Source organism: Collinsella sp. AM31-2AC, assembly GCF_003469285.1.
Classification (GTDB): Bacteria; Actinomycetota; Coriobacteriia; order Coriobacteriales; family Coriobacteriaceae; genus Collinsella; species Collinsella aerofaciens_AT.
Genome location: NZ_QSJB01000006.1, coordinates 1 through 14,555, shown reverse-complemented (window position 1 = coordinate 14,555; position 14,555 = coordinate 1). Strand labels below are relative to the sequence as shown.

Sequence of the window (14,555 nt, the reverse complement as noted above, 5' to 3'; positions counted from 1 at the left end):
AGACGGCCGCGGCTGCAAATACGAAGAAACGGTGCGCGCGGACGAACAAAAGGCGACCGCGCGCACTCCCGTTAACGGACGTTTTGCCCTGCAGGGTTCGAGAAAAACGTATTACCTACCTGCGGCATAAAGAAGGTCTTAAGAAAACGAACAGGTGCGTATTAACCGATGCTTTTTCGGTTGTACTTTAGCGATTGGCTCGTACAATAGTCACCAATGTTTGGCGGGAACTGTTCTGGGAAGCGTTAAAGAGGGAAAGTGAGGACGCCAGTGTTTCAGATAGCCGATCTGCTCGCTATCGTTGCAGGCGTCATCGCGGGCGCGGTCGCCTTTCTTCCCTTTGTTTTTACGCTCAAGCCGGTTCTTGACGATAAGCAGAATGCGGACATGCTCAAGGGCATGGTGAGTCTGGCGGTCTCGGCAATCGCCCTACTCGTCTTTACCTTGGTTGTGTTCGTGTTGTTCGGAGAGGCATTTCGCATGTTCCTCCTGGGCGAGGCGATCGGCTTCGTGGCCTTTATGGCTGCCTGCACGGTTCGTGTCGTCAAGGCGCTGCGAGATCCTCATGAGGTCGAAAGGTAAGTCGTGGAAATTTTTGAAAAGCTGCCTGATGAGATTAATCATCTGGTCAGCGAGTTCAGCTCCACCCCTGTCGTGGGCGATCTGAGCTGCGGCATCACGCAGTACTCGTTTTGGCTGATCGTCTCCACGATCGTGCTCCTGATCGTCCTGGCCGTGTTCAAGAAGAAGCAGACCCTGGTTCCCAAGGGCTTCTTCGTCAACGGTTTCGAGTACATCATCGAGTACGTCGAGAACGATATCGGCAAGGGCGTCGTGGGTGAGAACTGGAAGAAGCACTTCCCGTTCCTGTGCTCGCTTTTCCTGTTCATCCTGATCAATAACATGATCGGCCTGATCCCGGGAATGAAGCCCGGCACCGGTGCAATCGGCTCCACCGCCGCACTCGCCATTTTCGCCTTCGTGTACTTCATCTACTACGGATGCAAGGCTCACGGCGTGATCGGCTACATCAAGAGCCTCGCCCCGCAGGGCGTGAGCTTCCCGATGAACGTGCTCGTGTGGGTCGTCGAGCTTTTCTCGACCTTCCTGCGCCTCATCACGCTTGCCGTCCGTCTGTTCTGCAACATGTTCGCAGGACACGTGGTCATGGGCTCGTTCGCCATCATGGCGAGCATGTTCATGCAGCCGCTGCTTCAGCAGGTTTCCGCGGCCCACGCCGTCGGCGCCCTGCCTTCGCTAGCCTGGCTTGCCATCCTCATCCTGATCTATGCGATCGAGCTTGTGGTCGGCGCCATTCAGGCTTACGTCTTCACGGTCCTTACCGCCGTGTATGTCTCCGAGGCAGAGGAGGTCGCGGAGGAGGAGTAGTCTTCCGTTCGCGCCTTAAAGGTAAGGCAATTCGTTAAACCGCCGGTGCCCGTACCCATGGAGCCCGGCAGTTATAAAAAGGTTATCCTGCGTGAAATAAGACACGCACGACAAAGGAGGAATCGTGGGAGTTATCGGTTACGGTCTCGGTGTTATCGGCGCTGGTCTTGCTATCGGCCTGTCTGCTCTGGGTGCTACGGGTGCTATGGCCCGTCAGCCTGAGGTCCAGGGCCGCGTGTTCACCGTCTTCATCATGGGCTCCGCCTTCGGCGAGGCTCTGGCTCTGATCGGCTTCGTTGTCGCGCTGATCGTTAAATAGCACGGAGCGTCAAGTATGAATCTTTCATCCCAGAAGAGCGCGATCGCACTCTCCGCGTCCGCGGCCGCGCTGCTCATGCCGGTTTCCGCGTTCGCTGAGGACGGCGCTGCCGGTGCGGACATCCTCATCCCTAAGATGGCGGAGTTCATCCCGGCGCTTATCGCCTTCCTGATTATCTGGATCGTGCTGGCCAAGGTTGCCCTGCCGGGCATCATGAAAACCATGGAGGAGCGCGGCAAGAAGATCGAGGAGAGCCTCGACGAGGCCGAGAAGACCAAGCAGGAGGCTATCGCCAAGCGCGCTGAGTCCGACTCGATCGTCACCGACGCCCGTCGTCAGGCTGCCGACATCGTTCTCGAGGCCCGTAAGGACGCCGAGTCCGAGCGCGCCCGTATCATCGAGGCTGCTCACAAGGAGGCCGAGGAGATCATCGCCAAGGCCCATACGACCGTCGAGGACGAGCGCAAGTCCATTTACGCCGGTGCCGCGAGCTCCATCGCCGACCTGTCCGTTGCCGTCGCCACCAAGATCGTGGGCGAGGCACTCGAGGACGATGCCGAGCAGAAGAAGCTCATCGAGCGCTACATCCAGGAAGCAGGTAGCCTGAATGCCGACTAGCCGCTATCAGGACAAGGTGCTCGAGACCTACGCGCGCTCCCTTCTGGAAGCCGCTAAGGCCGAGAATCATGTGTTCGAGGACCTCGAGATGATCGAGCGCTTGGCTTCTGCCAGCCCCGAGATCATCGCCGTGCTCGACACCATGTCCAAGCGCGACCAGCTCGACCTTCTTCCCAAGGTGGCAGCTGCCTTTAAGTACGTTGCCGAGGAAGACGAGGATGTAGTGGGCGTGACCGTCACCACGGCGATCCCGCTCGACGACGAGCTGCGTCAAACCATCACTAAGAAATGCGAGCAGGACTTCGGCCGCAAGGTATTCCTTATCGAGCAGGTCGACCCGTCTATCGTGGGCGGCCTGGTGCTCGAGGCTCGCGGCGAGCGTCGTGACATTTCCGTCAAGACGCAGCTGCGCATCGCGCAGGAGACCCTCGCAAACTCTGCTAATTCGTACGGAGGTGAAGCCTAATGTCCGAAACCCTCAATGCCCAGGATATCGCCAAGAAACTGCAGGAGCAGCTCACGAGCCTCTCCGCGACGGTCGATACGCATGAGGTTTCAACGGTCGACGAGGTAGGCGACGGCATCGCGCGCGTCTCCGGCCTCAAGAGCGCCATGGCAGGCGAGCTTCTGGAGTTCAAGAGCTCCGATACCGGTGAGACCGTCTTCGGCCTTGCCCAGAACCTTGACCGTGACGAGGTCGGCGCCGTTCTGTTCGGTGCCGTCGACTCCATCAAGGAAGGCGACGAGTGCCGCACCACTGGCCGCATTATGGATATCCCCGTGAGCCGTGCCATGCTCGGCCGCGTCGTCAATCCGCTCGGCCAGCCCATCGACGGCCTGGGCGACATCGTCGCCACGCACCGTCGCCCCATCGAGTTCAAGGCTCCCGGCGTCATCGATCGTACCCCGGTGTGCGAGCCGGTTCAGACCGGTCTGCTCGCTATCGACTCCATGGTGCCTATTGGCCGCGGTCAGCGTGAGCTCATCATCGGCGACCGTAAGACCGGTAAGACCGCCATCGCCATCGACGCTATCCTCAACCAGCGCGGCAAGGGCATGGTCTGCATCTATGTCGCCATCGGCCAGAAGGCCTCCACGGTTGCCAACATCCGCGAGACCCTCGCTCAGCACGGTGCGCTCGACTACACCATCATCGTTTCGGCCACCGCTGCCGATTCCGCCCCTATGCAGTACATCGCGCCTATGGCCGGTGCCGCTATCGGCGAGTTCTTCATGTACAACGGCGAGGACGGCAAGCCCGCCAGCGAGACCAACCCTGGCGGCCACGTGCTCGTCATCTACGACGACCTGTCCAAGCAGGCTGTGGCCTACCGTCAGATGTCGCTGACGCTGCATCGTCCGCCCGGACGCGAGGCCTATCCTGGCGACATCTTCTACCTGCACTCTCGTCTGCTCGAGCGTGCCGTCAAGATGTCCAAGAAGAACGGTTACGGCTCCATGACGGCTCTTCCGATCATCGAGACCCAGGACGGCGACGTCTCGGCCTACATTCCGACCAACGTCATTTCCATTACCGATGGTCAGATCTACCTGCAGTCCGAGCTCTTCTTCCAGGGTCAGCGCCCGGCAGTCGACGTGGGCATCTCCGTGTCCCGCGTCGGTGGCGATGCGCAGACCAAGGCCATGAAGCAGGTCGCCGGCAACCTCCGTCTGGACCTCGCTTCGTACCAGGAGCTCGCCGGCTTTACGCAGTTCGGCTCCGACCTCGACGAGGCTACTCAGAAGCAGCTGACCCATGGTGCTCGCATGACCGAGCTCCTGAAGCAGCCGCGTTACAAGCCGTTTGAGGTTGGCGAGCAGATCGTTACGCTGTTCGCTGGCAACGAGGGCTTCCTGGATGACCTGGAGATCGCCGACGTGCTGCCCTTCCGTGCCGAGCTCATCGAGTACATGGACAATGGCTTTGGTTCGCTGCTCGACAAGGTTCGCGCCAAGAAGATCGATGATGACACCAAGGCTGAGCTCTTGCGCGTCATCGGCGACTTCAAACAGCAGTTCATGGCCAAGCACCATTCGGATGTTTCTGGATCAGAGGAGAACTAAGCCCCATGGCCAACCTTCGCGACATTAAGAAGCGAATCTCCTCGGTTACCACGACCAAGCAGATCACGCGCACGATGGAGATGGTCTCTACGGCCAAGATCCGTCGTGCCCTCGATCGCTCCAAGCAGGCCGAGCCCTATAAGGAGGCGCTGACCGACGTCATGTTGACGGTCGCCGGCGACGCCTCCTGTTCGGGCACCGATCCCATGCTGCAGAAGCATGAGAGCGTCAAGCATGGCCTGATTGTCGTTATTGCCTCGGACCGCGGCCTTGCCGGCGGTTTCAATACGACGGTGGAGCGCACGGCCGAAAAGCTCGCCGCTTCTTGGGCGAACGACGGCATCGAGTGCGAGATCATCGCGTGCGGGCGTAAGCCGGCCACGTATTTCCGTGACCGCGCAAACGTTGTCATGCACTTTGAGGGCAACTCCTCTGAGCCCGATTTCAATCAGGCCCGCATGATCTCCTCTCATATCTGCGATGCGTATCGTGCCGGTGAGCTTGACCGTGTCGAGCTTGTCTACCACCACGCCAAGAACCGCGTGGATCAGGAGCTTCGCGTCGAGCATCTGTTGCCGCTCGACCCCGAGATGATCGCTATGGCCCACGGTCCGCGTAAGAACGAGACCGACGCCCCTAAGCGCATCTCGTCCACGTTCGAGTTCGTGCCCTCTCCCGAGCATGTTCTCGGCAAGCTTGTGCCGTCTTATATCCTGACGGTCATCTACCAGGCCCTGATCGATTCGGCGGCTGCCGAGCAGGGTGCACGCCGCAAGGCCATGCACTCCGCGACGGAAAACGCCACCGCGATCATCTCGACCCTTACCCGCACGTATAGTCGCGTGCGCCAGGCTTCGATTACGACCGAGATTAACGAGATCGTCGGCGGAGCCTCAGCATTGGAGGAACAGTAATGGCTAATAACACCGTAAAGCTTGCGGTCGAGGAAGCCACCAAGAAGACGACTGCCGGTGATGGTCGCATCGTGCGTATCATCGGCCCTGTCGTCGACGTCAAGTTTGACGGCGCGGTGCCCCCGATCTACAACGCGCTCACGGTCGAGGCCGAGACCCCGATCGGTCATCTGAGCACGATCCTCGAGGTCGAGAGCCAGCTTCCGGGCGGCGTCGTCCGCACGGTCGCCATGTCCTCGACCGACGGCCTGCAGCGCGGCCTCATCGCCACCGATACCGGTGAGCCCATGAAGATGCCCGTTGGCCCCAAGACGCTCGGCCGCATTTGGAACGTCATGGGCAAGCCTGTCGACGGCAAGCCCATGCCTGAGGTGGAGGAGTTCTACCCCATCCACCATGCAGCGCCCCGCTTTGACGAGCTCACCACCAAGACCGAGATCTTCGAGACCGGCATCAAAGCTGTTGACCTGCTCGAGCCCTACATCCGTGGCGGCAAGACGGGCCTGTTCGGCGGCGCCGGCGTCGGCAAGACCGTTCTGATTCAGGAGCTCATCAACAACCTCGCCCAGGAGCACGGCGGCACCTCGGTGTTCACCGGCGTCGGCGAGCGTACCCGCGAGGGCACCGACCTGTTCCTCGAGATGAGCGAGTCTGGCGTTATCGACAAGACCTGCTTGGTCTATGGTCAGATGAACGAGCCGCCCGGAGCGCGTCTGCGCATCGGTCTGGCCGGCCTTACCACCGCTGAGTACTTCCGCGATCGCGGCCAGGACGTTCTGCTGTTCATCGACAACATCTTCCGCTTCTCCCAGGCAGGTTCCGAGGTTTCCGCACTGCTGGGCCGTATGCCGTCCGCCGTTGGTTACCAGCCCACGCTGGCAACCGAGATGGGCGACCTCCAGGAGCGTATTACCTCGACCAAGACGGGCTCCATTACCTCCGTCCAGGCTGTCTACGTCCCCGCAGACGACCTGACCGACCCGGCGCCTGCCACGACGTTTACGCACCTCGACGCCACCACGGTTCTTTCGCGTAGCATTTCGTCGCTTGGCCTGTTCCCGGCTATCGACCCGCTCGCATCTTCCTCCGACGCTCTCGATCCCTCGATCGTCGGCGAGGAGCACTACCGTGTCGCCGTCAAGGTCCAGGAGCTCCTGCAGGAGTACTCCGACCTTCAGGACATCATCGCCATTCTGGGTATGGACGAGCTGTCCGAGGAGCAGCGCCTTACGGTCAACCGTGCCCGTAAGATTCAGCAGTTCCTCTCGCAGTCCTTCCACGTCGCCGAGAAGTTCACCGGCAACCCCGGTGTCTACGTCCGCGTCGAGGATACCGTCCGCTCTTTCGCCGAGATTGTCGACGGCAAGGCCGATGACCTGCCCGAGCAGGCTTTCCGCTATGCTTCCACGATTGAGGACGTGCGCGAGCGCGCCCGCAAGATGGGGGAGAAGTAGGTTATGCGTATCCGCATCGTGTGCCCCGTGAGCTGCGCCTATGAGGGCGACGCTGCGTTTGTGTCGATTCCGTCCACGGATGGCGAGTTTGGCGTCCTGCCTGCTCACTCCAGCGAGATCTGCACGATCGACCGCGGTTACGTTCGCGTTTCCGATAAGGCCATGGGCACTGTCGACCACACGTTTGCCGTGGCCGGCGGCTATGCCCAGGTTGCGGACGATGTCGTGACCGTTCTCGCCGAGCGCGCTTGCGATTTGGCGACCGTCGATGCCGACAAGCTTAAAGCTGATATTCAAGGTTTTGAAGAGAAGCTGGGTAATTTGTCGGAGGATGATGCACGCCGCGCCTACCTCTATAATGAAATCGCATGGTGTAAGCTCAAGCTTGCCCAATAGTCAAACGATTTAGCGTTCGACCATTTGCGAACACATCATGCCCGGGATGGCCCAGCCACCCCGGGCATGCTTTTTGAAAGGGTAGACCTTGGATATTATCCGCGTTGAGGGTGGCCACGCCATCGGAGGCTCCGTGCCCGTCTCGGGCGCCAAGAACTCCGCGCTCAAACTCATGGCGGCAACGCTTCTGGCGCCGGGCAAGACGACGCTGCAGAACGTGCCCGATATTTCCGATGTCCACGTGATGGGCAAGGTGCTCAAGGGCATGGGCGCTACGATCGATGTTCTCGACGAGCACACGCTCGAGATTGATACCTCTCAGGTCGATTCATGGGAGGCCCCCTACGAGCTCGTTGCCAAGATGCGCGCTTCCACCGCCGTCATGGGGCCCCTGCTGGGCCGCTTCCATCGCGCCAAAATTGCCATGCCGGGCGGCTGCAACCTGGGTGCTCGTAAGATCGATATGCACATTCTTGGTCTTGAGGCCCTGGGCGTTGAGTTCGATACCGCCCACGGTTACATCAACGCTAATGCGCCCCAAGGTCTGCGCGGTACCACCGTCACGCTCGAGTTCGCCAGCGTCGGTGCGACCGAGAATCTCATCATGGCCTCTGTGCGCGCACAGGGCACCACGGTTATCGACAATGCCGCCCGCGAGCCCGAGATCGTCGATCTCGCTAACATGCTCAACGAGATGGGCGCCAAGATTGTTGGCGCCGGTACGCCCGTCGTGACTATCGAAGGCGTGGAAGAGCTCCATCCCGTTATCCATCGCGTGGTGGGCGACCGCATCGAGGCCGGTACCTTTATCGTCGCCGGTGCGTTGATGGCGGACGATCGCGGTGTCGATGTCACGGGCTTTTGCCCCATTCATTTGGGCATGGTGCTCAAGAAGATGGAGCTCATGGGTATCGACTGCGAGCGCGTCGAGGATGGCGTCCATGTGAACCGTGCCGAGCGTATCAAGCCGGTCGACATCCAGACGCTTCCGTTCCCCGGTTTCCCGACCGACATGCAGGCGCAGATTATGGTGCTCTCCGCCCTTGCCGACGGCAGTTCCGTTATTACCGAGAACATCTTCGAGAATCGCTTTATGTTTGCCTCTGAGCTGGTGCGTATGGGTGCCGACATTCGTATCGAGAGCCATCATGCCATGATTCATGGCGTCAAGGGCTTCTCGGGTGCACAGGTTACCTCGCCCGATCTGCGCGGCGGAGCGGCCCTCGTCGTAGCGGGCTTGATCGCCGACGGGACGACCGAGGTTTCGGCTATCCATCACATCAAGCGCGGCTACGAGCAGTTTGTCGAAAAGCTGCATGCGCTCGGCGCGCATGTCGAGCATGCTACCGTCCCCGATCCCGTCATCTACTAATACAGGTTGCCTATGTTTAATAAAAAGCCCCTCGCAGATACCACCACCCGAAGACCCTCAACTGGTGCGCAGGCCAAGATCTACAGTCGCGATAACGTGGCTCGCTATTCCGAGCGCGCTCGCCAACGTCGTCGTAGCCACACGATTCGTCACGTCGCGCTCATTGTCGTGCTTGGCGTGCTGTTGAGTGCCACTACCGCTGCCGGCCTGTGGTTTGCCACCATTATGGGCAAGCTCGGCGATTCTAATGTCATTACCGACAATCTGCGTCGGGTTCTGGTTGACACCGATGAGGCAAAGGATCCGTTCTACGTGCTGCTTCTTGGTACCGACGGCCGTCCGGGCGAGGATACGTATCGTGCCGACTCGATTATCCTGGCACGCATCGACCCTACGCAAAAGCAGGCGACGCTCATTTCCGTTCCGCGCGACACCAAGGTCGAGTACAAGGGCGAGACCATGAAGATCAACGCCTGCCATACCGTTGGCGGCGCCGAGGCCATGGTCGAGGCGGTCAACGAGCTGTGCGGTGTTCAGATTTCCCACTATGCCGAGGTCAGCTTCGACGGTATGCAGGCGCTGATTGATTCGGTTGGCGGTATCGACATTAACGCAACCGATGATGTTGACGACCCCGAGCACCTGGATATTAAGATTACCGCTGGCCAGCAGCATATGGACGGTGCCACCGCCCTTACCTATGCCCGCTGCCGCTACACCTATGCCGACGGCGATTACACGCGCATGCGCCACCAGCGTCAGGTGCTTGGCGCCCTTGCCAACCAGATTCTCAATAACTTCGATGCCACGAAGATCTTTGGCCTGGTTAATTCGCTGTCCGATATGCTCGTAACCGATATGAGCGTTCAGGATATCGTGGCTACGGTCAACGCCATGCGCGGTATGGATGTCGACGGTATCTACTCGGCCAACCTGCCCTCGTACGCCGACGACAGCACCATGATCGACGGTGTGAGCTACGTCTTTGTCTACGAGGACGAGCTCAAGGAAATGATGGAGCGCGTCGATGCTGGCAAGGATCCCAAGGGTCCCAACACCATGGGTCTTTCCGACGGTTCCAGCTCTACGATCGGCGACCTGAACAACAACACGTCTGACGATTACGCAAACGGTACCGCAACCTCATCGGTCAGCTCTGACGATTCCGATGACTCAAGCGATTCGAGCGATTCGGACTACTACGAAGAGCCCACCGGCGACGGCAACGGCTACGAAGCCAATTATTAGGGTTACGCGGGCTTACCAGCCCGCGTAACCAGTTGACGCTGCAAACCCGCCAGAGCGGCAATCTGCCTTTCAACTTCGGCGGCATGATCAAAAGATCAATGCCGCCTCGTTTCAAGGCACCTTGCTCGCTCTGGCGGGTTTTCGCTGTCGTTGCCAAAACATCGGCGTTGCCTTGGTCCGGACTAGTCGTTGGGTAGTCATTGGGGACGTTCTTAAACGACTAGTCAAACAAGAACGTCCCCAATGACTACCCACAAAGCGAGAGTGGATCTCGTCATTTTGCGGCACTTGGGGACGTTCCTTTTCTGCCGGCAGTTAGGGACACTCCCTGTACAAAAACCGCCCCGTCCTCTGTAGAGGACGGGGCGGTTTGTCTTTTAGGCTTGAGCGGCCAGGCTTATGCAAAGCGGGCGACGAGCTCCTGGAGCACGTCGGTCATCTTGACGAGCGAACTGACCGGGACGAACTCGTTGACGCCGTGGTAGCAATAGCCGCCGGTGGAAAGGTTGGGGCAGGGCAGACCGCGGAACGACAGCTGAGCGCCGTCGGTGCCGCCACGAATCGGCAGCACTTGGGGCTCAACGCCGCAGGCAAGGTAGGCTTCCTTGGCAACATCAATAAGCTCGGGATAGTCACGAACGATCTCGGCCATATTTCGATACTGCTGCTTAATCTCGACCGTCACGCGCTCCTCACCCAGACGCTGGTTGAGCATCGAGGCGGCGGCATCAATAAGGTCGAGTTTCTGCTGGAACTTGGCGGCATCGTGATCACGGACGATATAGCGCGCCGTGGCGTGATCGACGGTCGCAGATACACCCTCAAGGTGATAAAAGCCCTCGTAGCCTTCCGTATACTCCGGGCGCTGCACGTAGGGGAGCAACGCGTTGAAGTCGCAGAACAGATTGCCTGCGTTGACCATACGGCCCTTGGCGTCGCCCGGGTGGATGGACTGGCCCTCAAAGCGGATGGTCGCCTCGGCGGCGTTAAAGCACTCCCACTCCAGCTCGCCGATGGGGCCGCCGTCGACCGTGTAGGCGTACTTGCAGCCAAAGGTATCGATATCCAACAGCTCGGCTCCGTGACCGATCTCCTCGTCAGGGCAGAAGCAAATGCCGAGTGCGGGATGGGGCAGAGAGGGGTCCTGAGCGATACGCGCGACAAGCGACATGATCTCGGCGACGCCTGCCTTGTCGTCCGCGCCCAGCAGCGTGGTGCCATCGCTGCAGACCAGGTCCTCACCCGCGAGGTCGTTCAGGGCGGGAAGCTTGGCGGTACTCATGGCAACGGGCTTACCGTCAACCGTGCCGCAGACCAGGTCGCCGCCTTCGTAGTGTACGATGTGCGGCTTCACGCCGGCGCCCGGTGCAACTTCGGTGGTGTCGAGATGGGCGATCAGGCCAAGGGCGGGCTTGTCCTCAGCGCCCGCACTTGCGGGGATATGCGCGCAGACATAGGCATGCTCGGTCACGTGGGCATCTTCCGCACCAAGCTCGCGCAGCTCTTCAGCCAGCACGTTGGCAAGGTCAAACTGAACGACGCTCGAGGGTACCTGGTCGCAGTTTGCATCCTCGGGCTGCGTGTTGATCTGGACGTAGCGCAAAAAGCGCTCGAGGACATCGGGGTTCGTGGTGGTGTTTTCCATAAAGACCGCTCCAATCTTGGTCGTCGTGTGCAACAAGAACTCTAGCACGGTATGCCACGGCATACCGCGACGCTTGGATGGGGTAGAATCAGCCATTGAATGCAGAAGGGACGGAAGATCATGGATACGACAAATAGCTCGCGCGAACTACATCTGACGGTGGCGAACGAAGACTACTTGGAGTGCATGGTTCGCATTGAAAGCGAAGAGGGGGAAACCAACGGCGTGCGATCGGTCGACATCGCGCAGCGCCTTGGCGTCTCCAAGGCATCGGTCAATAAAGCGGTTTCGGCGCTCAAGGCATCCGAGCTTGTCGAGCAATCGCACTACGGCAAGGTAGTCCTGACCGATCGCGGCCGCGAGGTTGGCACGGCTATCTGGTACCGTCATCGCCTCGTCCGCACGTTTTTGGTTCAGGAGCTCGGTGTCGAATTTGAGCGAGCCGATTCCGAGGCCTGCATGATGGAGCATGCGCTATCCGAGGACACGATGAACCGCTGGCTCGCCTATCTCGAAAAGCAGGGAATCAGCGTCGAGGAATAGCGGGATATATATGGATACGAGTTATTACAATCGCTTTGGTGCCGAGGAACTTACGCGCCGCTTGTCGAGCGAGACCTTGTTGGCGCAGGGCCCCATGGGCAGTGTTCTGTTGAGTGAGTACGACGCCGCCGATATTCCACCGGCGTTTTGGAATCTGGCAGAGCCGCAGACCGTTTCTCGTATCCATCGCTTGTATGTCGCCGCCGGCGCGCAGGTACTCATTACCAATACCTTTCAGGCATCAAGCTATGCCCTCAAGCACGACCAGATTGCGCCGTCCGTGGCGGAGGTCAATCGCGGGGCCGTCGACGATGCCCGCCAGGCGCACCCTCAGCTGCTGCTGGGCTCGATGGGTCCGATCGGTATTGAGTGGTTTGCCGAGGACTCGGCCGAGTTTCGTGAGATCCGAGGCATTGCGCGCGAACAGGCGCACGCCTTGCTCAATGCTGGTGTTGACGGTCTGCTGATCGAGACGGTGACGTCTATCCGTAATTTGCAGCCCATGCTTGCCGGCGCCCGAGATGCCGCCGACGGCATGCCTGTTCTGGTGAGTTTTGTCGTTGACGATAAGGGCGACCTGTTGGGCGATGGCCTCAACATCGAGGCAGCCGTTTTGTACGCCGAAAAACACGGCGCAAACTCGGTTGGTGTTAATTGCTGTTCGCTTGCGGCCGCGAACGCGGCGGTGCCCAGGATGGTTGCATCGGCGACTACTCCCGTCACGGTGCGTCCCAACGTAGGCGATCCGGTCCAGACTCAGGATGGCCCCGTATGGCACGAGAACCCCGAAGCTTTCGCGCGCGCATGCGTCGAATGGAGACATGCCGGTGCCGCAATGGTGGGCAGTTGCTGTGGAACCACGGCAATCACTACGGCGGCGATGGCCGAGGCGCTCGATATATAAAGGGCAAAACCGCTCCATACGGGGCGGTTTTTTTATTGCCTGCATGTCCTCGGCAGCATTTGCCCAAATGGTGAATGCTGGTGCCGGCAGGTTGCCGAGTGCATGTTGCGGGTATACCCCATGCGTACCATGATCCAAACACTGTGAGGTGTCTGCGCGTGTGCGCGATAATTCATTTTGGAACTGACGGTTGGCGCGCTCGCGTCGATGAGGACTTCACTGCCGATAACGTTGCCCGTATCGCCGATGCCGTCGGCGAGTTGTGGCAAAAGACCAATCCGGGCAAAACGGTATATATAGGGTTCGACACCCGGCCCCTGGCGCGCGAGTTCGCTGAGCTTGCGGCGGGCGTGCTAGCAGCGCACGGGCTGGACACCGTGCTCGCTTCGCGACCTGGTCCGACCCCTGCCCTTACGTGGGCGGCGGCTTATGACGGTGAGGCGTGCGGCGCGCTCATGGTGACGGGGTCCCATCATCCGCAGGGTTATCTGTGCCTCAAGATTCGCATGGGTGACGGCTCAACCGCCAACCAGGATGTCATCGAAGAGCTCGAAGAGACCATGGCTCCCGAGCCAATGGGGATCGAGGGGCAATATCGCACCGCGGATATCATTCCTGACTATATGCAGGCGGTGGCATCATTTGTCGATGCCGAAGCCATCCGCGCCGCGCACTTGCGCGTGGTTGTCGATCCCATGGGCGGCGCAGCCCAGGGCTATCTAGCCGACTTGCTGCGTGAGCTTGGCGTTGAGGTGCACGAGATTCACGCCGGGCAGGCGTCTGATCAAGAAGATATCTGCCCCGACCCCGTTGAGCCTTGGGTGGACACTTGCGAGCGCACGGTTATCGAGGACGGAGCTTGCGCTGGCCTGGTGACCGACGGCGACGCCGACCGTATCGGCGCGGTTGACGAGCGCGGCAGATATATACATCCGCATCAGATCATGGCGCTCGTTTTGGGCGACTTGGTTCAATTTCGTAATTTGGAGGGGCGCGTCGTCGTCAATCTTTCATGCTCGACGCTCGTGCGTCGCATTGCCGAGGCGCTTGGCTGCCGCGTGACCGTCAAACCAGTCGGTTTCAAATATATAGCGGCGGAGATGAAGAAGGGCGGCGTCCTCATGGGCGGCGAAGAAGCCGGTGGTATCGGCATCGCCGCGCATATGCCCGAGCGCGATGGAATCCTCGCCTGTCTGATTCTGTGTGAGCTTATGGCAAAGACGGACGCGCCTTTGGGCGTTCTGGTCGACCAACTCGAGGACAGATTTGGTAAGACGAGTTACGGTCGACGCGACTTGCGACTTGAGGCCGAAGATGCCGAAACGTTACGAACCCTGCTGCCGGGCGTAAACCCCAAGTCGATTTGTGGCAAGGTGCCGCAAAACGTTAGTCATATGGATGGCTTGCGTTTAGCATTCGAGGATGACACATGGCTGCTGGTCCGTCCTAGCGGGACCGAACCAGTGGTGCGCGTCTACGCCGAGGGGTTCTCGGTGGAAGAACGTGATGAGTTGCTCGATGCTGGCTGTGCTTTAGCTAGGGGAACGTATCCGCTTTAACCATGAGACTGCCTTATATAAAGAGATGCTCGGCGAGCGGTAGTTAACGGCTGGCAAACGTTAGTCGGATTCCAAACTGTGTAGGAAATGTGTACGCCCAGATTCCCGACCCCGGCTCCCCTCCGGTCTG

Annotated in this window: 15 protein-coding genes; 14 read left to right on the top strand and 1 reads right to left on the bottom strand. The window is 59.8% G+C overall.

What is annotated here, in order from left to right:
• Window positions 1–270: 270 nt before the first annotated feature.
• The 11 genes from DW796_RS03760 (at window position 271) to DW796_RS03710 (ending at window position 9,774) form a co-directional block, all read left to right on the top strand.
• A complete protein-coding gene (locus DW796_RS03760) occupies window positions 271–582 on the top strand; it encodes a hypothetical protein (RefSeq protein WP_117803918.1) in 312 nt (103 codons plus the stop codon).
• A 3-nt stretch (window positions 583–585) separates the two neighbouring features.
• Window positions 586–1,389: a F0F1 ATP synthase subunit A gene (atpB, locus tag DW796_RS03755; protein WP_022094263.1), complete on the top strand. Its 804-nt coding sequence runs from the start codon at window positions 586–588 to the stop codon at window positions 1,387–1,389.
• 124 nt (window positions 1,390–1,513) lie between these two features.
• Entirely contained in the window at window positions 1,514–1,708 is a 195-nt protein-coding gene (locus DW796_RS03750; RefSeq protein WP_022094262.1) for an ATP synthase subunit C, read from the top strand.
• Between the two features lie 15 nt (window positions 1,709–1,723).
• Window positions 1,724–2,326 (top strand): F0F1 ATP synthase subunit B, encoded by a 603-nt coding sequence (gene atpF, locus DW796_RS03745; protein ID WP_006235712.1) that lies wholly within the window; start codon window positions 1,724–1,726, stop codon window positions 2,324–2,326.
• Window positions 2,316–2,792, top strand: coding sequence for a FoF1 ATP synthase subunit delta (locus DW796_RS03740; protein WP_006235713.1), 477 nt, complete (start codon window positions 2,316–2,318; stop codon window positions 2,790–2,792). Before atpF ends, DW796_RS03740 begins: the two co-directional genes overlap by 11 nt.
• Window positions 2,792–4,390, top strand: coding sequence for a F0F1 ATP synthase subunit alpha (atpA, locus tag DW796_RS03735; RefSeq protein ID WP_035138794.1), 1,599 nt, complete (start codon window positions 2,792–2,794; stop codon window positions 4,388–4,390). The genes DW796_RS03740 and atpA overlap by 1 nt, the downstream gene beginning before the upstream one ends.
• A 5-nt stretch (window positions 4,391–4,395) precedes the next feature.
• Window positions 4,396–5,304 (top strand): ATP synthase F1 subunit gamma, encoded by a 909-nt coding sequence (gene atpG, locus DW796_RS03730; RefSeq protein WP_006235716.1) that lies wholly within the window; start codon window positions 4,396–4,398, stop codon window positions 5,302–5,304.
• Window positions 5,304–6,758, top strand: a complete 1,455-nt coding sequence (gene atpD / locus DW796_RS03725; protein WP_006235717.1) for a F0F1 ATP synthase subunit beta — start codon at window positions 5,304–5,306, stop codon at window positions 6,756–6,758. Before atpG ends, atpD begins: the two co-directional genes overlap by 1 nt.
• Before the next feature lie 3 nt (window positions 6,759–6,761).
• Window positions 6,762–7,154, top strand: coding sequence for an ATP synthase F1 subunit epsilon (gene atpC / locus DW796_RS03720; RefSeq protein WP_006235718.1), 393 nt, complete (start codon window positions 6,762–6,764; stop codon window positions 7,152–7,154).
• 88 nt (window positions 7,155–7,242) lie between these two features.
• Window positions 7,243–8,526 (top strand): UDP-N-acetylglucosamine 1-carboxyvinyltransferase, encoded by a 1,284-nt coding sequence (murA, locus tag DW796_RS03715; RefSeq protein WP_118094293.1) that lies wholly within the window; start codon window positions 7,243–7,245, stop codon window positions 8,524–8,526.
• A 12-nt stretch (window positions 8,527–8,538) separates the two neighbouring features.
• Window positions 8,539–9,774 (top strand): LCP family protein, encoded by a 1,236-nt coding sequence (locus DW796_RS03710; protein ID WP_089573100.1) that lies wholly within the window; start codon window positions 8,539–8,541, stop codon window positions 9,772–9,774.
• Between the two features lie 397 nt (window positions 9,775–10,171).
• Here the strand turns inward: DW796_RS03710 and pepT are convergent, their stop codons facing one another.
• Window positions 10,172–11,419, bottom strand: coding sequence for a peptidase T (gene pepT, locus DW796_RS03705; RefSeq protein WP_118094361.1), 1,248 nt, complete (start codon window positions 11,417–11,419; stop codon window positions 10,172–10,174).
• 120 nt (window positions 11,420–11,539) lie between these two features.
• Between pepT and DW796_RS03700 the strand changes: the two genes are divergently transcribed.
• The 3 genes from DW796_RS03700 (at window position 11,540) to DW796_RS03690 (ending at window position 14,425) form a co-directional block, all read left to right on the top strand.
• Entirely contained in the window at window positions 11,540–11,962 is a 423-nt protein-coding gene (locus DW796_RS03700; protein WP_089573098.1) for a metal-dependent transcriptional regulator, read from the top strand.
• Between the two features lie 10 nt (window positions 11,963–11,972).
• Window positions 11,973–12,866, top strand: a complete 894-nt coding sequence (locus DW796_RS03695) for a homocysteine S-methyltransferase family protein (RefSeq protein ID WP_118094292.1) — start codon at window positions 11,973–11,975, stop codon at window positions 12,864–12,866.
• Window positions 12,867–13,024: 158 nt separating this feature from the next.
• Window positions 13,025–14,425 carry a phosphoglucomutase/phosphomannomutase family protein gene (locus DW796_RS03690; protein ID WP_118094291.1) on the top strand — a complete coding sequence of 467 codons (1,401 nt, stop codon included), beginning with the start codon at window positions 13,025–13,027 and terminating at the stop codon, window positions 14,423–14,425.
• Window positions 14,426–14,555 lie beyond the last annotated feature (130 nt).